Here is a 20899-nt window from a genome sequence, read left to right on the forward strand (position 1 = left end):
GGCTCCTCGGATCAGGGAGTACCCGTGACCACTCCTCGAAGCAGACTGGCCGGCGCACTCGCCGCCGCCGCGCTGGTCGCCTCCGGCGGCAGCACGCTGCTGATGCCCACGGCATCCGCGGCGTCGACCGCCCCTGCCTCCGCCTCCGCCCCCGCCTACACCGTCACCGTCGGAGCCAAGGGCTCCTGGACGCACCCTGACGACACCCCCGCCGGCACCTACGTCGACAAGGACGGCACGTTCTACTTCCAGCAGGCCCACGCGCTCTACGGCGCCAACGACCCCCGCAAGTGGACGTTCTTCACCGGGACGAACCTCGACACCGCCACCCGGTCCGGCGCCATCAGCGACGCGGTCAACCCGGCCAATTCCAACGACCGGAACAACGACACCACTTGGCGCTGCAACAACAGCCCGACCGGGCTCGAATCGACGCCCGCCCCGGCGGGGTCGGGCTACGCGCACCGGAACTACTGCGACCTCGCGGGCGTCTGGGTCGACCCGGACACCGGCGACTGGTACGGACTCGTGCACAACGAGTTCACCCCGCAGCCGTTCGCCGACGGCCTGCACTACGACGGCATCGACTACGCCGTCTCCAAGGACCAGGGCCGCACGTGGACCATCAAGGACCACGTCATCACCTCGCACTACAGCACCGAGCGCGGCGACAGCGCCGCCTTCCCGCAGCAGACCTTCCACTACGGCACCGGTGACCAGCGGCTGTTCGTCGACACAGGTTCCGGGTACTTCTACGCGTTCTACGGCTCCCGCATCGTGAACAAGGGCGGCGGCTGGGCCGCGTTCTACGGGCACGTCGCCCGCGCTCCGATCTCGGCGAAGATGGCTCCCGGCTCCTGGCAGAAGTGGTACGACGGCGCCTGGTCCGAGCCGGGCGTCGGCGGCCGCGAGAGCAACATGGTCCCCGTCGGCTCCGGGAGCACGACCGGATACACCCCGCCGTCGAAGGAGTACGACCCGGCCAACAGCGGCTCAGTGAGCCAGCAGATCGCCGCCGGCCTGATGCCCGCGACATCCCCGCTGTTCGTCATGGACATCACCTACAACGCCCACCTCGGCCTGTACATCGGCCAGCCCCAAGCGGTCGACCAGAGCGGCAACGCCTCCCAGGAGATCTACGCCACCGCCGACCTGACCACCCAGAAGTGGTTCCGTCTCGGCGACACGGGCAGCTACAAGAACGCCTCCTGGTACCGATGGTTCCTCGACAGCGGCAACAAGACCGGCTCCACGATCGTCGGCAAGAACTTCCGCTCGTACTGCTCCTTCGGCTGCTCCGGCGGAGCGAGCAGCGAGTACGTCAACCTCGCGATCGACACGACCGAGCCCGCGGCGCCGGTCGACACCTCCAAGGCCTACCGCATCAGCAGCGCCGGCGGCCGGGTCCTGGCGCAGGTCCCCGGCAGCTCGGCCACCACCTCGAACGCCGCAGCCACCGGGTCCGGCCTCGAGTCGTGGACCTTCGCTTCGAACGGCGACGGCTCGTACCGCGTGGCCAACTCCGGCACCGGTCAGCTCCTCGGAGTGGGCGCCACCTCCACGGCAACCCGCGCCTGGGGCACCAAGCCCACCGTCACCGCGGCCGGAACCGGCGGGCCCACCGTCGGCCAGCAGTGGTTCCTCATCCGCGGCACCTCGCCCGCCGATGGCACCTCCACCGGCTCGTACAAGATCGTCAATCGGTACAGCGGCCTCGTCATCGGTCTCTCCGAGGACTCCACCCGCCTCGCCGAGACCACGCCCACCCGCAGCTGGACCAACACCACCGGCAACGCGGTCGGCGGCACCCGCACGGCCGCCGAGCAGACCCTGACACTGACCCCGGTCGCCCAGGCACCCGAAACGGTGACGGTCACCAACCCGGGCAACCAGGCCGGCACCACGGACAAGGCCGTCTCCCTCCAGCTTCAGGCAACCGATTCCCTCGGCAAGCCCGTGACCTTCACGGCGACCGGCCTGCCCGCCGGACTGAGCATCAGCTCCGGCGGCCTGATCACCGGCACCCCCACCACCGCCGGAACCTCGACCGTGACGGTCACCGCAGCCTCCGGCACCGCCGCCGGCTCGGCAACGTTCACCTGGGCGGTCACCGCCGCCCTGGGCGGAGTCCACTCCCTCACCGCCGGAGGCAAGGCACTCGACAACCCCGGCCACAGCACCACCCCCGGCACCCAGCTCATCACCTGGTCTCCCAACAGCGGCGCCAACCAGAGGTGGGCCTTCACCCAGCAGACCGACGGCTCGTACCAGCTCAAGAACAGCGAGTCCGGCCTGTGCGCCGACGTCGAAGGGGGCTCCACCAGCGCCGGCGCGAAGATCATCCAGTGGACCTGCACCGCCGGCGCCAACCAGCGCTGGAACATCACCCGGCAGGCCAACGGCAGCCACACGGTCGCCTCCGCCGCGAGCGGACTGCTCCTGACCACCGCCTCCTCCGCCAATGGCGCACTCGTCACCCAGCAGCCCGACACCGGCACCGCACTCCAGCAGTGGACCATCAACTGAGGCCTTGACAGGCCTGCCGGGGTCCCGGCCCCACCCGGGTGCCCCGGCAGGTCTCCGCACGCCACACGTCGACCGACCGCCGCGGCTGGAGCCGCGTTCCCCTCTGCCGACCGGGCCTCCGCCGAAAGGTGTCCGTGAGCTGGTCCCGCTGCCTGCCGGAACGATCGGGCGGACTCCATCCGCAGAAAGAACCGGGGTCCCGACCCGGAGCCCTTCCGGTACCCGCCGATGTGCGACCTCAATCCGACCGAGGCCATCGACTCCATCGCCCGCGACTCTCACGGCCTGACGTCAATGACGTGCGGGGCGCTAACAGTGCGAGGCATCATGTCCGAGGAAGCGGGGCATGAGGCGGGTGGTTTGGCCCGATGACGCCGGGGGGACCAATGGCGCTCATGGAGATCGTGGTCGGCTCAACCGTGGGTGCGGTGGCCGGGGCGCTGGTCGGCTGGCCCGGGCTCTACCTGCAACGGCGAATGAAGCGCAAAGACGACATGTTCGCGTTCGCCAAAGCCGGGGCGACCGAGGTTTGGGAGGCTGCCCATCTGGCTGATGCGGCGATCGGGCAGCTCCTCCGCGACCGCGGGCCCGTCCTGACCCGAGAGTTCTACGAGCGAGTCGACACCGCCGGGCGCGCAGTCCTCCGGCACTCCATGATCCTCACCCCCAGCAGCAGGGAGAGTACCCAGCGACTCTCGGATGCCGGGTCGATCCTCAGGGATATGGCCCGCAATCAGGGCCGCGTGTCCGACGAGGAACTGAGCCGCTGCGCGTTGGAGGTTATCCGGCACATCCAATGGGTCTGCGCGGCCTACCTGACCGGAAGGCCGATCCCGGATGAGCCTCCTACCTTCCGGGTATACGGCGAGACCTTTCGTGACGTCGCTTGATACGGGTCACCTGCACGGGGGCCGATGGGGATATCGGGATTTGGCTCTGCCCTCACGCATCTCCTCACCCAGCTCCAGCCGTACGACTGGCCGAACGAGGAAACAGCCGCGTACGAGGCTGCGATCGAAGCGGGGACCGGGCCGTCGGCACCTACAGCGCGCTGATCGCCGCGGAAGAGGCCGAGCCGGATCCGGACCAGGACGTCATGGCGGACGCACGTGCTGCCCGGGCCCGGCTTGCCCGTGAACGCTAGGTGCTGCGCTCCGAGGCCCGTGAGCAGATTGCTGCTGCACGCCAGCACTACGCGCAGCTCGCCCGCGAGGTCCGGGACGGCCTCGCGTGACCGGCCTGATGTGGGCCGAGCGCCACTGCGCTGCGGTGACTGGGAGATCATTTACGGGACAGCCCATAGATTTGGCCTGTGAACCACAGCAGCTCCGAGGCCGGGGCGCCCCACGAGCCTGATGTGCCGCCCTTCCAGGCAGTCCTGGCGGATACTGATTGGGGTTCGCTCCAGACGGCTTTCGGGAACGGAGAACGCCTTCCCGAAGTCCTGGCACGGTTGCTGGAGCCTGATCCCAAGGTGCAGGTCACCGCTTTGTCGGAACTGAGGGAGCTGGTCGGCCACCAGAACAGCATCTACGAAGCCACTGCCCCCGTCGCCATGTATGTCGCCGGTATCCTCGCCCACCCGGCGGCCATGACCCTCCGGCCGTATCGGAACGTCCCCATCCGCGCGACATTGATGAACTGGCTGGCTTCCACGGCCTTCGACGCCTCCGACGAGATCGTCGACCGCACCGAGCAGTACTTCCCTGGCTTCCTCACCCACGACACCTCGCTGGCAGCCTTCCGGGACCTGCGCCCGATGCTCTATCGAGCCGTCGTGCCCTTCCTCCAGGACGGTCACGAGGACGTGCGCGAAGCCGCGGGCCTCGCCGCGCTCGTCTTCGCCGAACACCCCGCGCTGGGCCGGCACCACGATCACCTCGCCGTGCACGCGCGCCGCATCCTGGACACCAGCAGCGACGACTCCAACCGCCGCGTTGCATGGAAGGCCCTCGAGACATGGGGCCACGACGTCACCGACATTGAACCCTTCCAGGAGGAGCCCTGGGACTGCGGGCCGCACAGCGATGGCCGCGGCGATCTCGAACCTCCCTTCTGACGGCCCGCGGCTGCTCGTCGACCTCGAGGCTACCGACGGGGTCGTCCTCGCCTTCGAGCACGTACAGGGACGCCGCCCCGACGTTGCGCTCGGCTGACCCGACCTCCCGATCATCCTGGACGCCGTCAGCGCTCCACGTTCCGCTCACCCCATGCCCCTACCCGGGTGCACCGGAGCTCGCCGACCACCTGGTTGCCGAGCGGGCCGCGGAACACCACCAGGCGATGCACTGCGACACCCTGCTGCACTGCGACATCCGCTCCGACAACCTCCTCATGACCGACCACGGCGTCGCTTGGTCGACCGGGCCCTGGCCCACCGGGGCGCGGCCTGGCTCGACATCGCGCTCCTGGTCCCCCAGCTAGGAAGCCGGTTGAGGAGAACCAGGTTGTTCCGGCGATTCGCCGGTGGAGAAGGCGCAGGCCGCGCTGCGGGCCTGGAACGGGTACCACCCGACCTGCGCCGAGCAGCGGGCACTCGACAATGAGCTGAACCGCTGCTGAGTGTTGGACAAGCTCTCTACTGGGTCAGGCATCCCAGGCACGAGGACGTTTCAGCTCTTCCCACTCGGGGCGGAGGAGCGAGAACACGGCGAGGTCGTGGCCGCGACCGCGGTGGAGGCAGGCGGCGCGGCTGATCCCTTCCGGGGTGAAGCCGGACTTGGCAAGGACGGCGAGCGCGGGGGCGTTGTCGGTGTGGGTTTCCGTCGTGAGCCGATACATCGGGAGTTCGCCGAAGGCGAGGTCCACCACAGCGTCGAGGGCGGCGCTGGCGTGGCTCTGCGTCGTCCATGTCGAGTACTGCGAGGCCGACGGATTTGTCGTCTGGACGTTCGTGCCGGCTGGCCGGCGCTCAGGCAGGCCCGTGCTGCGCGGGCCGTCAGTCCGGAGTTGGTGGCGCTGTACGGCCAGCGTTGGGGGCCTGCCCGTCTCCGTGGTCGTGGATCTCACCGCCGCGGCGCGCCAGCGGATCGACGTACGCGTCCACGCGGCGGTGTTCCTGCACGAGGCGTACCCCCGCGTGAACGATCTCCTGCGGGAACGCGCGGAGGACGGCTGCACGGTCCGAATCGCCAGCGGTGACGCGGACCGCGAGAACGTCCGGCAGGAGGAGAGGTTCGGGCACGGCACCGAATCCCGCTGCCGGCTCGGTCTCATGCGCTACCGGCACTTGGCCGGTGTCCCACGTACGGTGCGCCTGTGTGGCACCTGTGCCGGCACGATGCCGGAGGCGTGTTCGACACCTCGCCGACAGCTTTGCCGCAGTGCGGGAGACGGCCCGGCCCGTGGAGGCGTGAGCGACCCGATGGCCCGTTCCGAGTACTACGACGATCCCCACGCGCCCGTGCCGAACAGCATGGTGGTGGCGGCGTTCGCCGTGGTCACGGATGACCGGGGTCGCATCCTGCTGCAACGGCGCCGCGACAACGACCTCTGGGCCCTTCCCGGCGGCGGGATGGACCTCACGGACTCCCTGCCCGGCACCGCCGTGCGCGAGGTCAAGGAGGAGACCGGGCTCGACGTGGAGATCACGAGCCTGGTCGGCGGGTACCCCCGAAGTGCCGTACAGGCCCGACCGGACAACTCCCCGGTCATACAAGGGCGTTAGGATCCAGGATCCGTCGTCGGCATGGGTGGGGGGAACCTGTGAGCGTGCGTGCGTCCGAGGTCCCGTGGTTGTGGCAGGTCGGTGATGTCGTCGCCGGGCTCTATGAGGTGGGCGCCGTGCACGGCCACGGTGGGATGGGCCTGGTGTACAAGGTCCGGCACCGGGTCTGGGATGTCGACCTGGCGGTCAAGAGCCCGCGGCCCGAGCGGTTCCGGGGTGCCGCCGACCGCGAACGGTTCGTCACCGAGGCTGAGGCATGGGTCTCGCTGGGGCTGCACCCGCATGTGTGTGCCTGCCACTACGTCCGGACGCTGGGGGGTGTTCCGAGGATCTTCGCCGAGTACGTCGAGGGCGGCAGCCTGCGTGAATGGATCGACGACCGCCGGCTGTACCAGGGCGGGCGGCAGGAGGTCCAGGCACGGATCCTGGACACGGCGATCCAGGTCGCGTGGGGACTGGCGCACGCGCACGACCGGGGACTCGTGCACCAGGACGTCAAGCCGGCCAACGTGCTCCTGGACGGTGCCGGCACGGCCAAGGTCACCGACTTCGGACTGGCCCGGGCCCGTTCCGTCCCTGCCGCGCCGGACGACGGCTCGCCGGGCGTCAGCCTGGTGGTGTCCGGTGGCGGCCTCACACCCGCGTACGCCTCCCCGGAACAGGCCGCAGGGCGCCCCCTGGGGCGGCGGACCGACATCTACAGCTTCGCGGTGTCGGTGCTGGAGATGTTCACCGGCGGGGTGACCTGGGTGGTCGGGGCAGTGGCGGGCGAGGTACTCGACCTCTACCGCGCCGAAGGGCCGTCCGACCAGGGCTTGCCCCCCATGCCGCCGTACCTGCACACCCTGCTGGCGCGGTGCCTGGACGAACGGCCCGGCAACAGACCCGCGTCGATGGACGAGGTCGCCGACCAGCTGGCCGGCATCTACCGGCGGGTGACGGGCGAGACGTACCCGCGCCCGGCCCCGGCGGCAGCCGATCTGCGCGCCGACGAACTGAACAACCGTGCCCTGTCGCTGCTGGACCTCGATCGTGAGGCCGATGCCGACGCGGCGTTCTCGGCGGCCCTGGCGGCCGACCCGCGCCACCTGGAGACGACCTACAACGCCGGGGTGCGGCGATGGCGGCGCGGCGCGACCTCGGACCAGGACCTCATCGCCGGGATCGAGACGATCCGTACCGACACCGGCGACACCTGGCAGGCCCGGCACCTGCTCGCCCAAGTGCACATGGAACGCGGCGACCTGACCTCGGCCCGCGAACTCCTGGGCGGCCCCGCGCCTGAGCAGCCCGAGGTGCGGGCGACGCTGCGCGCCCTCGACTCCGGTGAGATCACCGACGCCCGTTGTGTCGGCACGCGTGAGATGCCCTGGCACCAGAACGTGCCGCCGCGCACCAAGCTGCCGATCCGCCTCAGCCACGACGCGACGCGGGCGCTGACCGGAGAGGCGGACGGCACGGTGCGGCTGTGGGAGCTGAGCACCGGGCAGTGCCTCACGGTGCTGTCCGGGCACACCGGGCCGGTGCGGTCGGTCGACCTCAGCGGTATGTCCGCGGTCTCCGCCGGTCAGGACGACACCGTCCGGCTGTGGGACCTGACCGACGGCCGGTGCCTGCGCGTCATTCGGGCAAAGGCCGGAGCGGTCTGCTTCGGCCTGGGAGGACGGGTCGCGGTCTTCTCGGACTGGTACGGCCGATCCCACGTGTGGGACCTCCGGGAGGACCGGATCCGGGGGACGCTGGCGAGCTCCGGCGGGCTCCGCTCGCCGTACGTGAGCCCGGACGGCCGTTGGGCGCTGATCGGCGAGCCCGGGTCCGAGCCCACCATCAGGGTGTGGGATCTGGAAGACTGCCGTCCCCGGAACGAGTTGACCGGCCACGGGCCGGGACTGGCGTACCCCATCGGTTTCGGTCCCGACGGGCGCCTCGCGATCACCGGGACGTTCGACGGGCCGATTCGCCTGTGGGATCTCGGTGACGGTCGATGCGTCGGCACCCTGGAGGACGCCCGGGCGGGGGACACCGCCTCCCTCAGCGCCGACATGCGTTTCCTGCTGTCCGGCCACGGGGCGCATCTGCGCTTCTGGGACCGGTACACCGGCCGCTGTGTCCGGACCTTCACGGCTCACAAGGGCGGGGTACGGGCCGTCCGGCTCAGCCCGGACGGCCGGTCCGCGCTGTCCATCGGCGCCGACAACATGGTGCGCCGGTGGGACCTGCCGCACGGCTACCGGGCCGCGCCGGTTCTCTGTCGCCCCCGCCCGCAGTCCGAGCTGATCCGCCTCGGGGCGCGGGTGGACACCATCGTCGCCGAGGCGGAACGGGCTATGGCGGCCGACCGGCTTCCGGCGGCGCTCGGCCTGCTCAGGCAGGCACGCGACACCCCGGGACACGAACGGGCACCGCACGTCCTGTCCGCCTGGCGGGCCCTGGGCAGCCGTTCGGTACGGACGGGGCTGCGGGCCGCCTGGCCGCTGAGGGGCCTCACCGGCCACACTCGGGACGTCAACGCCATCGACATCACCGGTGACGGCCGGACCGCGGTCTCCGGCGGTACCGACCGGACGATCCGGCTGTGGGACGTCGAGGGCGGCACGTGCACGGGCGTACTCACTGGGCATACGAGCCAGGTGGATTCGGTGAGCCTGAGTCCCGACGGGCGGCGGTTGCTGTCCGGCGACTGGAGCGGCGTCGTGCGCCTGTGGCGGCTCGACACCGGTGACTGCCTCCACACCTTCCCCGGAACGCACGCGCTGCCGGACCTCCTGGTGCCGGAGCCCGCCACCGGGCGGCGGTGCGTACGGGGGGAACGGCCCGTGGGCGCCGCGCACGTGGGGTTCGGCGCCGACGGGCGGCTGGCGGTGGTCGGAGGCGCCGATGGCGGCGTACGGCTGTGGGACCTGGAAACCGGCCGCCACATGACGACCCTCAGGGGCGGGGACGGCGCGCCGTCACGCGGCGGCCGCGAGGAGGTCCGCGTCACCGCCCTGTGCGTCGGGTCCGACGGGCACCTCGCCGCCTCGGCCGACCGGGGGATGATCCGCCTGTGGGACCTGGCCGACGGACGATGCCGGCACGTCTTGCGCGCGCCGGAAACAGCCGGGTCGGTGTTCCCGGAGAGCGTATCGGCGCTGTGCCTCAGCGCCGACGGCCGCTTCGCGCTCTCGAGCGGGCAGGCGAGCTGGCCGCTCCGGCTGTGGGACACCGCGACCGGGGAATGCGTACGAGAACTCGAAGCACTCGGAGGCTGGGCGAAACAGGCCCGGTTCACCGCCGACGGCCGCTTCGCGGTCGCCACCCACACGCGCGAGATCGGCGTCTGGGACGTCACGAGCGGCACGTGCCTGCGCTCCCTCGAGTTCCCCGGAAAAGCCCACCCGACATCCCTCGCACTCTCCCGCGACGGCCGCTTCGTACTCAGCGGTGACAGCGCGGGGACCATCCGGCGATGGGAGCTGGACTGGGAACTCGCCACCTGCGAACCAGCCGACCGGCACGACGGCGCGACCGCCTAACTGGAAACCTTCCTCCTCCGCCCCGGACCGCGTGAGTCGCCGTACTCGGGCTCGTACTCATCCAGGGCGCCGAACTAGGGGGCAGACACTCAGGCCGGCCCATGCGGGCGGCGGGTGAGGAGCCCGCTGTGGGCAGCGGATCCTGCGAGACATCGCCGAGCGGCTCGTCATCACCACCAGTACGCAGAAGGGACCGAGCCCCTCGCCCGCCGCCGTCCTGCGGATGTTGCGCGAACACGACGAGCGGACCGCTACGGCGGTGAGCGGGTGATCACCCCGTTACGTTGCGGCTCGTGTCTCGGCCAGGATCGGGGTCGTCATGCCGTGAGTGGCGAGCGGCTCGTGTTCTGCGGGCGAGCCAGGCACCGCATGCGAGGACGAGCCCGGCACTCAGGCTGCCGATGAACTCCGGCAGGGCTGCCCAGACCAGTGCGGACACTGCGTTCACTCGGGACCCGCCAGAGCCGCCTGCCGCTGCCGCTGCTGAAGGCCCAGCCGCCCCAGGTCCTGGGGGAGTGGCCGGGTCAGCCGGCTCGCAGCGCTTGGAGGCGCGTCTCCGCGCTCGCGAGCAGCATGTCCAGGGCGACCGGGTAGGCGCTGTGGTTCATCCGCTCGGCGAGCAGTCGCCTGCTGGCGTTGATGTGCGGGTACTCGTCGGCCGGCAGCCGGGCGTAGGTGGACTCCCACTGCCCCTCGTCGGAGGTTCGGGAAGCCTCGGAGAGGGCGAGGGCGCCGGCGTCGAGGGCTGCGAAGGCCAGGCTCTGGTCGATGAAGGCGTGGTAGATCAGAACCGCCTCCGGGTCGGGGAAGCCTGCGGTGCGCAGGATGCCGAGTACGGCCTCGTCGGCGGCGATCTCGCGGGGCCGACCGGTCACCCGGCCGGCGGTCAGCACGGCGGCCTGCGGGTGCGAAAGGTAGGCGCTGTGGATACGGACCCCCAGTTCGCGCAGGTCGTGACGCCACTGGCCGGTGACCGCCCAGCCGTCGAGTGCCCGGCCGATGAGCTCCTCACCGATGGCCAGGGTGAGGGCGTCCATGCCGTCGAAGTACCGGTAGAGGGTGCTGGGGTCGGCGCCGAGGGCGGCGCCGAGCCGGCGGGCGGACAGGCCGGCGCTGCCGTGTTCGCGCAGCATGCGCAGGGCTGTTTCGACGATCAGCTGCTCGGACAGGACGACGCCCTGCCGGGTGGGACGCCGGCGCCTGCGGGCTTCCTCGGGGACCACCGGCTTCGCCATAAGACACCGCCTTCTCCTTATGCCAACACCATTGACCTTATCTCGCGCCCCCGGCTTTCATCCCTCCCATGAGGCGCGGATCTCCGCGGACCTCACCGAGAGAGGGTTTCGTCATGCGTGTTCTGCTTGTGGGCGCCGGCGGCGTCGGTACCGCGATCACCCGGATCGCGGCCCGCCGGGACTTCTTCGACCGCTTCGTGGTCGCCGACTACGACCTGGCCCGCGCCGAGGCGGCCGTCGCCGCGCTCGGCGAGGCCGGCGGCCGGTTCCGCGCGCGCCGCATCGATGCCTCGGACCAGGCGGCGGTGGCGGCGCTCCTGACCGAGGAGCAGTGCGACGTACTGCTGAACGCCACGGACCCGCGGTTCGTGATGCCGTTGTTCGAGGCGGCGCTCGCGGCGGACAGCCACTACGTGGACATGGCCATGTCCCTGTCCCGGCCGCACCCCGGCAAGCCCTACGAGGAGTGCGGGGTCAAGCTCGGCGACGAGCAGTTCGAGCGGGCCGGGGCCTGGGAGAAGTCGGGGCGGCTGGCTCTGGTCGGCATGGGCGTGGAGCCCGGCCTGTCGGACGTCTTCGCCCGTTACGCGGCCGACGAGCTCTTCGACGAGATCGAGGAGATCGGAATCCGCGACGGGGCGAACCTGACGGTCGAGGGCCACGAGTTCGCCCCGTCCTTCAGCATCTGGACGACGATCGAGGAGTGCCTGAACCCGCCGGTGGTCTACGAACGGGACCGTGGATGGTTCACCACCGAGCCGTTCAGCGAGCCGGAGGTGTTCGACTTCCCTGAGGGCATCGGCCCGGTCGAGTGCGTCAACGTCGAGCACGAGGAGGTGCTGCTGGTCCCGCGCTGGGTGGACGCTCGACGGGTCACCTTCAAGTACGGCCTGGGCGAGGACTTCATCGGCAAGCTGAAGACCCTGCACGCGCTGGGCCTGGACTCCACCGAACCGGTCACGGTGCGAGGCGCGGACGGCACACCGGTACGGGTCTCGCCGCGCGACGTCGTGGCGGCGTGCCTGCCCGACCCGGCCACGCTGGGCGAGCGGATGTCGGGCAAGACCTGCGCGGGGACCTGGGTGAAGGGCAGCAAGGACGGCCGGTCGCGCGAGGTGTACCTGTACCACGTGGTGGACAACCAGTGGTCGATGCGCGAGTACGGTTCACAGGCCGTGGTCTGGCAGACCGCGGTCAACCCGGTTGTGGCGCTCGAGCTCATGGCCGCCGGCGTCTGGGCGGAGCCGGGCGTACTCGGACCGGAGGCCCTTCCGCCGCGCCCGTTCCTGGACCTGCTGACCGCGTACGGCTCCCCGTGGGGCACCCGCGAACAGGGCTGATCGGAGCGCCGCCGTCGCGGGCCGGCGGCAGCGGGTGGCTGCCGGCCCCGGCCCGGGGTCCATGCCCGGCCACCCGGCACCCGGACCGGGCCACCGCCCTGGTGCTGTCCGTGGGGAGCCGCGCTCGACGACAGGCCTCGCACGCTGCTGGAGACCTGGCGCGCGCTCCTGGACCAGCCGGCCTCCCCGGGCGCCCACCTGCTCGGCATCCTGCTCAGCGACGAACACCTTGCGGCAGTGCCCGCAATATGGCGACAGGAGTTCGTGCCGTGCGCGGCCAGGGGCATCCCAACCGGATCGTACGAGCAATTGACGATCGCTCTCGACAGCGGGTACATGCGCGACGCGGGCGGCATCACCTGGCTGGCGATGCCGGGCGACTTCCCCGCGCGGGACCGTGTCTACGCCTTCGCCCGCCACCGGGGCGCGAAGGGGCTGCCGGCCGAGTTGCACGACCAGCTCCGCAGCCCGGTCCGTGAGGACTCTGGCCGCGATCCGGAACCGACCGCTGCCATCGCCGACTCGCAGTCGGTACGGCCGCGGCGACGGTCCCGGTCACAGCAACTGGCCAGCCGATTCGCCTCCCGTAAGGCCCGAGTCCCACGTGCTCGCAGTCGCTTCACCGACCATCTCAATGAAACAGGATATTTAGTACAATTAGGGACTATATTTACTTTGTATCCCCACCATGCGATGGGAGTGCGACATGGTTGAACGGGACAGTCCCGGGAAGCGGAGGCGGCTGAGTCGGCCAGTGGTGCTCGCCGCGGCCGTCGCGCTGGTCGACCGGGACGGGCTTGCCGCGCTCACCATGCGGCGCCTGGCCACCGATCTAGGCGTCGAGCCGATGGCCATCTACCGCTACACCGCAGGCAAGGAAGCGCTGCTCGACGGTCTGGTCGAGGCCTTCTTCGCCGAAGTCAACGAGCGGCTGCGCACCTCCGCCGAAGCCGGGGCCGACGAGGCTCGCTCCCCGGGTGCCGACTGGCGCGCCGAGCTGCGCCGGATCGCCCGAGCCTTCGCCTCCGCAGTGCACGCTCACCCCGAAATCCTGCCCGTAGTGGCCACGCGTCCGCTCAGCGTGCCCATGGCCCGGCGCCCGACGCCGCTGCTTCAGCTCACCGAGCACATCCTCGCCGTGCTCGGCCGGGCCGGCTTCGACGACGCCACCACGCTGACGATCTACCGCGCCTTCGTGGCCTGGAACCTCGGATGCCTCCTGGTGGACAAGCGTCAGGTGGTCGACAACCCCGAGGAGCCGGACCTCATCCTGCGCCTGGGCCTGCACCGGCTGCCCGCCGCCGAGTACCCGCGGCTGCGCACGCTCGTCCCGCGGCTCGCCGAGTACGACGACGAGCGGGAGCTGGTCACGGGTCTGGACGGCTTGCTGAGCCGGATCGCCGAGCCGCCCCTTGACTCGTTCTACGGCGGAAGCGCACCCTGAGGATACGAGGTACACGTGGAACAAATGCAGACATAGATGCGCCCGAAAGGGGTCGCCATGTCCACTCCTCGTTACGAGATCCTCCGCGTCCTCGTCACGGCCAAGGACGCCGAAACCCTGCGAGCCGTTCTGCGCGAGGCCCGTCCCGACGTCGGCGGCCGCCCCCGCGAGGGCGACGACGGCAGTTTCAGCATCGACGCCTACGTCACTCCCGAGCAGCTCTCGGCCCTTGAGCGCGACGGCGTGTCCGTCACGACACTCGACGACGCCGCGGCCACCGGACGTGCCCGCCAGGCCGAGGTGGGCGAGGGCGACCGGTTCGCCCCAGAGGAAGAGGTTCCGCGCGGTCTCGCCCTCAAGGTGAAGGACGCCTAGGAGGGCCGCCATGCCGTACTTGAACATCACCGAGGTCGAGTCCGCCGTGACCAGCCTGGCTACCGCGTTCCCGGCCGCATGCAAGCTCATCAACCTGCCCGAACCCTCGGTTGAGGGCCGCGCAGGCCACGCCCTGCGGCTCGGCACCGGCCCCGCCGGATCCAGCGACTGCGTCGTGCTCATCGGGGGCGTGCACGCACGCGAATGGGGCAGCTGCGAGATCCTCGTCGAGCTCGCGGCCGACCTGCTGGAGGCACACCGCGACGGTGCGGGCCTCAGCTATGGCGGTGCGAGCTTCACCTCGGCCGAGGTCAAGAGCCTCCTGGACGACCTGGATCTCGTCGTCTTCCCGCTCGTCAACCCGGATGGTCGGCACTACAGCCAAACCGTCGACCCGATGTGGCGCAAGAACCGCAACCCGGCTAACTCAGGGGGCGACCCCACCCGCATCGGCGTCGATATCAACCGCAACTTCGACTTCCTTTTTGATTTCGCCACCGCCTTCAACCCGCTGGCCGGACCACGGGTCTCGGCCGACCCCGGCGATGTGCAGGTGTACCAGGGCCCCCACCCCTTCTCGGAGCCCGAGACTCGCAACGTGCGCTGGCTGTTCGACGAGTTCCCGCGGACCCGCTGGTTCGTCGACGTGCACAGCTACTCGGAGGACATGCTCTTCGTCTGGGGCGACGACGAGAACCAGTCCCTCGACCCGACCAAGAACTTCCGTAACGCTGCCTTCAACGGCCTGCGCGGAATAGCTGGTGATGCGGCTTACGCGGAGTTCATCGCAAAGACCGACGCCACCAACGCCACCATGCTCGCCGAGGAGTTCTGCAAGGGCCTGAAGGGCGTACGCGGCCGGACCTACACGCCGATGTCCGCCTTCCACCTGTACCCGACCAGTGGGACCAGCGACGACTATGCGTACTCCCGGCACATCGCCGACCACGAGAAGGGCAAGATCCTCTCCTTCACCGTTGAGTGGGGCGAGAGCTTCCACCCTCCGTGGCAGGAGATGGAAAGGATCATCATGGACGTTGACGCCGGGCTGGTGCAGTTCTGTCTCACCGCACTGAGTAACGGCAGCAGCCCGTAGGCAGTAGGAGTAACGGCACAGTGGTAGGGCGCCCGCGAAACCGGGCGCCCTACCACTGCTGTGCGCTTCTACGCCGCCCGGTGGTAGAAGAACGGATCGATCGACGGCGGCACCGTCGTGATGTTGTCCAGGTCGAGCAACTGGTGGTGCACGAAGTCGGCGTGGCGCTGATACGTCACACCCGCCGGGAAGTTGGCGTGGTCGGGGGTGTTGTTCCCCGAGAAGACGCCGTAGAAGTCCCGGTCGATCGAGAGCAGCCGCATGTAGTCGCCCAAGAAAGGCAGGCCCCGCCGCGTGGGCACACCGGCGGGTGCCTGGTGCAGTACCTGGCGCTCCGCCGGGGTCTGCCAGGCGTCGGCGGTCAGTTCCAGCGCCGTCACCCACTGCGCCTGCGTGAACTGCTGGTAGGCGAGTCCGAGCAGTGAGTCCGAGTTCACCGCCAGCGCAGGGTTCTTGGCGTCGGTGACGGTGCGGACATCGGCGGACCAGGTCTGGCCGTGGTCGGCCGAGTGGCGCACGTGCAGGGTGTAGTCCGTCCCCGTGGGCCCGCCGACGCGGTCACACCATGCGACCCAGACGCTGCCTGCATTCGTGGGATCCACCGCAATGGACAGGTCGCCGCCGAGGCGCTCCTGGCCCATGCGCGCGTCGAACTTCAGGAACCGCTGCGTTGCCACGCGCTGACCTACGGCGGTGTCCGCCACATCGGTGAGATCGCGGAAGGGGTTCGGCCCGACGCCCCCGTTGTCGTCACGGGTGACCACGACGTCGAAGGTGACGTTGTTGCCGCTCCTGTTCGTCCAGCTCTGGAAAGCCGCGTACACGGTTCCACCCGGGTGCAGGGCGATCCGTACCGGAGGCCCGTCCTGACCGGACGTCGCGCGCCTTTCGATCGGGGTGGGTGTGAACCCGGCCGGAGCCGGTGCCGTTCGGGCGTTGTCCGAGACGTCCACGGTCGCGGTTTGGGCGGTTCCCGGCCCGAAGTCGTTGCTGCCGACGTAGACGCGGTCGCGGATGAAGCCGTTCACGCTGACACTTCCGGCCACAACCCACGGTTGGTCCTCCCTGTCCCGCGAGACGAGGACGACCATGGGTGACGTGGAGGCGATGCTCGGCGAGCGCAGGATCTGCATGCGCGTGATGCCCTGTGCGGCGGCCTGGCCGTTGAGGATGCCCGCGTAGAGGGCACCTCCCTTGGACGCGAAACTGACCGAGATGTCCCCAGTGCCTACGCCGTCGTCGCCACCAGGGACGATGCTTCTCAGCACCCAGGTGTTACCGCCGTCGGTCGAGACGTAGATCGGGGCGAAGGGACCTCCCATCGGATCGGGAGTGAACGCGGTCGCGGCCATGTCCGTCGGTCGTTCGGGGTTCACCGCGAGGTTGGGCTCACCGTCCTGGGTTGTGTCGCCGCTCAGCGCGACGGGGGTGATGTTGACGACCTTGAGAGTGGGCATGCGGGCTCACCTCCGTGCGGCCTGCAGTGTTTCGAGCCTCTGCACCGGCTGGTAGTCATCGGGATGGAGGATCTGGAACGCGGCCTGCTCGCGCAGGTCACCCTCCGTGGCGTGCAAGATCCACATACCCTCCTGGGCGGCCTTCGGCTTGGGCACCGTGTACCAGCGGAAGTCCTGGCTGTTGGGGTAGAGCACGGCGATCCGCCCTGGGGAGACCTCTCCCTGCTCCACGTGCGCCACGTCGAGCTGCGCGAGCCACCAGTCGGGGGAGTGCTCCGAGAACTGGCCGCCGACCACCTGCTCAAGTCCTACAACGACGCCGACCACGACCGCGTCCGCGTCGTCGGCGTGGGCGACCATATCCGCGTCCTGGATGTCGCGCTGCAGCGCCGAGAACGGCATCGCGTCTGCCGTCCTGGCGGCAAGGGAGACGTGCTCCTGGACGGCGTCGGCAGGCAGCCGTCCGATTTCCTTGACGGCGAGACCTTCGCCGTAGACCGCTCCCTGGGTGAAGAACGCATCCGCCTCACCGATGGCCGGCGGTTCCAGCTCGTCCGACAACTGTACGGTGACCTCGCTGCCCGCGAGCCGCCTGAAGGCGTCGGGCGCGTGCAGTACCTCGTCCACCTGGACCACGGCCGTCCGGTCGTTGGCCGACACGCTTTCCATCCGTGCTTCTCCGAGCTTGGTGACCGTACCAAGGAAACTCAGAGGGGCCTTCCGGATCAGTGCGGTGACAGCAGTGTCTTCCTCAGGCATGGAAAGGCTCCTTTCACGCCGGCCCGGACGTTTGGGCTCTGCGCCACTCGGTCCGCGCGCCGAGGGCGCACAGGACGGCAGCCGAGGCCGTGACAGCCACGATGAGCCATTCGAACGCTCCGCTCCCGGCATCGGGCTCGACGTGGAAGACGAGCTCGATCCAGTCGGGCCAGATGAGCGTGATCAGGAAGAGCACTCCGGACAGGCTTCCCAGGGCGATCTCCACCCAGAAACGCGGACGGAGCGTGCTCGCGTGGTGGAAGGCGTGGAAGGCCATAGCGGCCTCCCCTCGTGACGGTGCCGGTGCGCCGCCTGCGCGGGGCACCGGCTCGGGGTATGGGATCGGGCCTGAGACCCGCGGCCGCGCCGCCGCCGAGTGGAGCGGTGCGGCCGGGGTCGGAGTACACCTACGAGGCACACGTAGTGTGTATACAAGTCTCCACCTCACACAGGATTCAGGTCAACCCCGGGCAAGTTGGACATCTGGTCACTCCAGGCGCGGAAGCCTCCGGCTGGGGCACCGATTGGGGGCGCCTGGGGTTCTGCCGCCTGGGGTGTTGACGACCGCGACCAGCACGGTTCCGTGCCTGGCCTGCAGTTCGGCGAAGAGCTCGCGGAGCCTGGTCCGGTGTTGGGCAGGCGCTTGTCGAAGGCCTTCTTCCCGGCCGGTGCAACGGCGGTGGCGTGGTGTTCGCCCTTGCCGACGTCCAGGCCGAGGAATGTGTCGATGTCGGCGGTGTCGATCACGTGCTGGCCCTCCATCAGGCCTTCGTCCGGCCTTGCCTCGGCACCGAGCTGCCACATCCATGCTGTGGAGAGCTCTTCCGGCTCGGGTGAGCCGGTACTCAAGCCCCCCATCGGCGGTCCGTCGTCCGGACCCGGTGACACACCGCGCAACGGCGCGGTGTGCAGAACCCCTCGCGGTCCCGCGGCACCTCCGTCTCGACCGGCCCAACGTCGGTGACGAAGGCTTTGGACCGCTTGCCGTTCCTCGAGTTGCCGGCGTCCGCGCCGGTGAATTTGGTGCCGCGGCCCCGCGCCTTGCGCAGGTTGGCCTCCCGCAGGTCGGCGTCGGAGAAGTCGGCGTCGCCGAGGTCGGCCCTGCCCATGCGAGCGCCGCGCTGGTCGGCTTCTGTGCATCGGCCCGGGTGGAGGATCGACGTACGTCCCGAGCCCCACGTGCCGCATGTTGGTCGCGATCAGCGATGCCTTGGTCAGGTTGACCTGGTTGGTGCTCGCCGCTTCCAGGCAGGCCCCGTCGAAGTCGATGCGATGTACCCACAGTCCGTCGCAGTCGGCCCGGGGCAGGTCGGTGTAGCTGACGTTGAGCCGGTCGGGCTTGCGTTCCTGGCACAGGACCCCTGAGGGCGGTGAGCGCCACCTGGGCATCCGCGGCACGGGTCTCCAGCGGGGGCAGGGAGTTTGGCGATACCCGCTGACGGGGAGTCCTGCCAAGGCGTAGGCCATGGCAAGTGAGTCCGAAGCAACGCGGCCATGATCGAGATGACCGCCTCACGGCCTTGAGGCGAATGGTTCGCGAGTCGCCACAGAGCGTGGAGAGCACCGATCCGCACGTCCAGATTCTCGCTGCCCAGCTGGTCGACTGTTCTCGGGAGATTTCCGTCGCGTTCGTGACGTACGTCGACGCTTCGCCGGGCAGGACCAGCTCGGCAACCAGGGCGTGCATGCCCGCATGGTTGAGAACGAGGTCGCGGGCGCGCGGGGCCCGTACCGGCAGGAGGAGCGGGTCGGGCGGTGGTGGCTCGGAGTGGCGCTGGGCTGCCTTTACAGGTCGAGTTCGGCGACGAGGGCAGCGTGGTCGGAAGCCTGATCACCGGGTCCGGTCACGGTGTCGAACGGCGTGCCGAACTCGAAGATTCCACGCCGCTCTACCTCGACTTTGTCCACCTTGGCGAACAGCTCCGGCGAGAACATCAGGTAGTCGATCTTGTCGTCGGGGTCCGTGCACCTTCCATGGGTGCCGGGCGGTCCCTCGTAACTGTCGTGGGTCATTGCGTCCTTCAGGCTGGTTGCCTCGAGGAAGCTGAGCGGCGGGCTGCCCGGGGTGTCGTTGAGGTCCCCGGCGACTACGACATGGGCCGAGCGCTCGAGCGCGGCCTGGTAGAGCTGTGCGACGCGCTCGCCCTGGAGCTTGCGCTTGTCGCCGCCTCCGCCCCCGCGCTTGCTCTTGAAGTGGTTCCCGAGGAGCCAGAGCGGTTCGCCATCGATGTCGATCTCGAATTCCGGGCAGTCTCGGCTGAAGATTTCCCGGGAATTCTTCTTGTCGAAGATGTGCGAGCGTACGGAGGTGATCGGGTGCCGACTGAACAGCCCCACGTCGATGCCGCGAATGTCGTTGCCGTCGATCAGCATGTTGAACGGATACGGCTCCGCTTCGAACAGACCTGCCAGCACCTGTTCGTTGAAGCGGTGCAGGGTGAGTCGGTCCTCGACTTCGACCGTCAGCAGTATGTCGGCGTTCACCTCGGCGATCACCCTGGCGGTGTTCTTGACGGCGTCCCAGCTGAGGTCGCCCGTGACCAGTTCGGCCCAGCCGACCCAGGCGGACCGTCCCGTGACCTCGGCCCTGACCGCGATGTTGGTGCCTTCGCCCTTGAGCAGCCGGGCCCCTCCGCGCGGCTCGTTCACCAGGATCGTCTGGGTGGAGACTTCCTGGGAGACATCGACGCTGTGCTTCTTGAGGAGCTCGATGATTTTTGTCCTGTCGTCGTCTGTATACGTGTCGTGATCGAGGATTTCGACAAGTTTCCTGAAGTCCTCTAGTACGGCGTCGCGTATAGGGTCGTTCCTGATACCGAAGACGGTGGGCCGCCGGAAGAGGTTTTCGCAGTTGAATGTGGCTATGCGGATTCCCATGGCCCCTCCTTCCACATCCGATTCTCCGGCGGCGTGCCATGGCTGTCGAACGGAGCAGGTCTGCTCCCGGGGAGCAGACCCGGGGCGTCAGCCGCGGAGCGGGACGTGGTCGCGGCAGTCCGCTGACCCGACGCGTGGTGATCACCGAAGGCGGCATCCACGGATCGTTCCGACCTGGACTACACGCGGCGGATGACGGCCGGATGCAAGGGCCCGGGGGCCCTCGGACCGCAGGCGCAGAGACTGTGGGGGCATGCAACCCGACCCGCCGGACGCTGACCGTCCCGACCGGCGGGCGCTGTCCCCGATGTTCTGGACCCACATGAACCCCTTACGGCCGGATCGAACCGGACATGAACGGTGCCCGGCTCACGCACTCCCCGAGAAAAACCGGCAACGGCCACCGTGTGTCCGAGTGGCTCGAGGTCCAACGCGAGAGGCGACGCGGGCGTACGGGCCCTGGCGAGGCGCTCTGCGATGCGCACGAGGAGGCGCCCACTCCAGCCCGTTCTGGAAGTCCTCGTCCTCGGAGAGGTGGTCCTCCCGGGATCCGGCACACCAGACGTCGAAGGCGGGGTCGGGCACGTAGGCGTCCCTCATCTCCTGCC

Annotated in this window: 15 protein-coding genes and 3 pseudogenes; 10 read left to right on the forward strand and 8 right to left on the reverse strand. The window is 69.5% G+C overall.

The features are described 5' to 3' along the window. Positions 1–24: 24 nt before the first annotated feature. The 3 genes from ACIGFK_RS04495 (at position 25) to ACIGFK_RS04505 (ending at position 4585) form a co-directional block, all read left to right on the forward strand. On the forward strand, positions 25–2526 hold the full coding sequence (locus tag ACIGFK_RS04495) for an RICIN domain-containing protein (protein WP_400050499.1): 2502 nt from the start codon (positions 25–27) through the stop codon (positions 2524–2526). Positions 2527–2921: 395 nt separating this feature from the next. Continuing rightward, positions 2922–3416, forward strand: a complete 495-nt coding sequence (locus ACIGFK_RS04500) for a hypothetical protein (protein WP_376655893.1) — start codon at positions 2922–2924, stop codon at positions 3414–3416. A 422-nt stretch (positions 3417–3838) separates the two neighbouring features. Beyond that, entirely contained in the window at positions 3839–4585 is a 747-nt protein-coding gene (locus ACIGFK_RS04505; protein ID WP_400050500.1) for a hypothetical protein, read from the forward strand. A gap of 527 nt (positions 4586–5112) precedes the next feature. Here the strand turns inward: ACIGFK_RS04505 and ACIGFK_RS04510 are convergent. Continuing rightward, positions 5113–5337: a GNAT family N-acetyltransferase gene (locus ACIGFK_RS04510; RefSeq protein WP_386463958.1), complete on the reverse strand. Its 225-nt coding sequence runs from the start codon at positions 5335–5337 to the stop codon at positions 5113–5115. Between the two features lie 75 nt (positions 5338–5412). On the opposite strand from ACIGFK_RS04510, the pseudogene ACIGFK_RS04515 reads away from it, so the two are divergent. From ACIGFK_RS04515 to ACIGFK_RS04525, 3 genes and pseudogenes are all read left to right on the forward strand, one after another. After that, a pseudogene (locus tag ACIGFK_RS04515) lies at positions 5413–5882 on the forward strand (XRE family transcriptional regulator); the annotation flags it as partial. Positions 5883–5890: 8 nt separating this feature from the next. Then, positions 5891–6151: pseudogene (locus ACIGFK_RS04520) on the forward strand (NUDIX domain-containing protein); the annotation flags it as partial. 86 nt (positions 6152–6237) lie between these two features. Then, complete coding sequence (locus ACIGFK_RS04525) at positions 6238–9708, forward strand: protein kinase (protein WP_400050502.1); 3471 nt, start codon at positions 6238–6240, stop codon at positions 9706–9708. A 524-nt stretch (positions 9709–10232) separates the two neighbouring features. Here ACIGFK_RS04525 and ACIGFK_RS04530 read toward each other — a convergent pair. After that, positions 10233–10943, reverse strand: a complete 711-nt coding sequence (locus ACIGFK_RS04530) for a TetR/AcrR family transcriptional regulator (RefSeq protein WP_376655890.1) — start codon at positions 10941–10943, stop codon at positions 10233–10235. 113 nt (positions 10944–11056) lie between these two features. On the opposite strand from ACIGFK_RS04530, the gene ACIGFK_RS04535 reads away from it, so the two are divergent. The 4 genes from ACIGFK_RS04535 (at position 11057) to ACIGFK_RS04550 (ending at position 15198) form a co-directional block, all read left to right on the forward strand. Continuing rightward, positions 11057–12283 carry a saccharopine dehydrogenase family protein gene (locus ACIGFK_RS04535; RefSeq protein WP_386463857.1) on the forward strand — a complete coding sequence of 409 codons (1227 nt, stop codon included), beginning with the start codon at positions 11057–11059 and terminating at the stop codon, positions 12281–12283. A 706-nt stretch (positions 12284–12989) separates the two neighbouring features. Continuing rightward, positions 12990–13727 (forward strand): TetR/AcrR family transcriptional regulator, encoded by a 738-nt coding sequence (locus ACIGFK_RS04540; protein WP_400050505.1) that lies wholly within the window; start codon positions 12990–12992, stop codon positions 13725–13727. Positions 13728–13784: 57 nt separating this feature from the next. Then, positions 13785–14102, forward strand: coding sequence for a hypothetical protein (locus ACIGFK_RS04545; protein WP_376655887.1), 318 nt, complete (start codon positions 13785–13787; stop codon positions 14100–14102). A gap of 10 nt (positions 14103–14112) precedes the next feature. Beyond that, complete coding sequence (locus tag ACIGFK_RS04550) at positions 14113–15198, forward strand: M14 family metallopeptidase (RefSeq protein ID WP_376655886.1); 1086 nt, start codon at positions 14113–14115, stop codon at positions 15196–15198. 68 nt (positions 15199–15266) lie between these two features. Here the strand turns inward: ACIGFK_RS04550 and ACIGFK_RS04555 are convergent, their stop codons facing one another. From ACIGFK_RS04555 to ACIGFK_RS04580, 6 genes and pseudogenes are all read right to left on the reverse strand, one after another. Further along, positions 15267–16655: a hypothetical protein gene (locus ACIGFK_RS04555; RefSeq protein ID WP_376655885.1), complete on the reverse strand. Its 1389-nt coding sequence runs from the start codon at positions 16653–16655 to the stop codon at positions 15267–15269. 6 nt (positions 16656–16661) lie between these two features. After that, complete coding sequence (locus ACIGFK_RS04560; protein ID WP_376655884.1) at positions 16662–17414, reverse strand: hypothetical protein; 753 nt, start codon at positions 17412–17414, stop codon at positions 16662–16664. 13 nt (positions 17415–17427) lie between these two features. Continuing rightward, on the reverse strand, positions 17428–17691 hold the full coding sequence (locus tag ACIGFK_RS04565; RefSeq protein WP_376655883.1) for an ABC transporter permease: 264 nt from the start codon (positions 17689–17691) through the stop codon (positions 17428–17430). A 285-nt stretch (positions 17692–17976) separates the two neighbouring features. After that, positions 17977–18176: pseudogene (locus tag ACIGFK_RS04570) on the reverse strand (transposase); the annotation flags it as partial. An 83-nt stretch (positions 18177–18259) separates the two neighbouring features. After that, positions 18260–18571, reverse strand: a complete 312-nt coding sequence (locus ACIGFK_RS04575; RefSeq protein WP_376655907.1) for a pentapeptide repeat-containing protein — start codon at positions 18569–18571, stop codon at positions 18260–18262. Positions 18572–19199: 628 nt separating this feature from the next. Continuing rightward, positions 19200–20291, reverse strand: a complete 1092-nt coding sequence (locus ACIGFK_RS04580) for an endonuclease/exonuclease/phosphatase family protein (protein WP_376655882.1) — start codon at positions 20289–20291, stop codon at positions 19200–19202. Between the last annotated feature and the right edge of the window lie 608 nt (positions 20292–20899).

Origin of the sequence: Streptomyces sp. NPDC085524, from assembly GCF_044541755.1 — a bacterium.
In the GTDB taxonomy this organism is placed as follows: Bacteria; Actinomycetota; Actinomycetes; order Streptomycetales; family Streptomycetaceae; genus Streptomyces.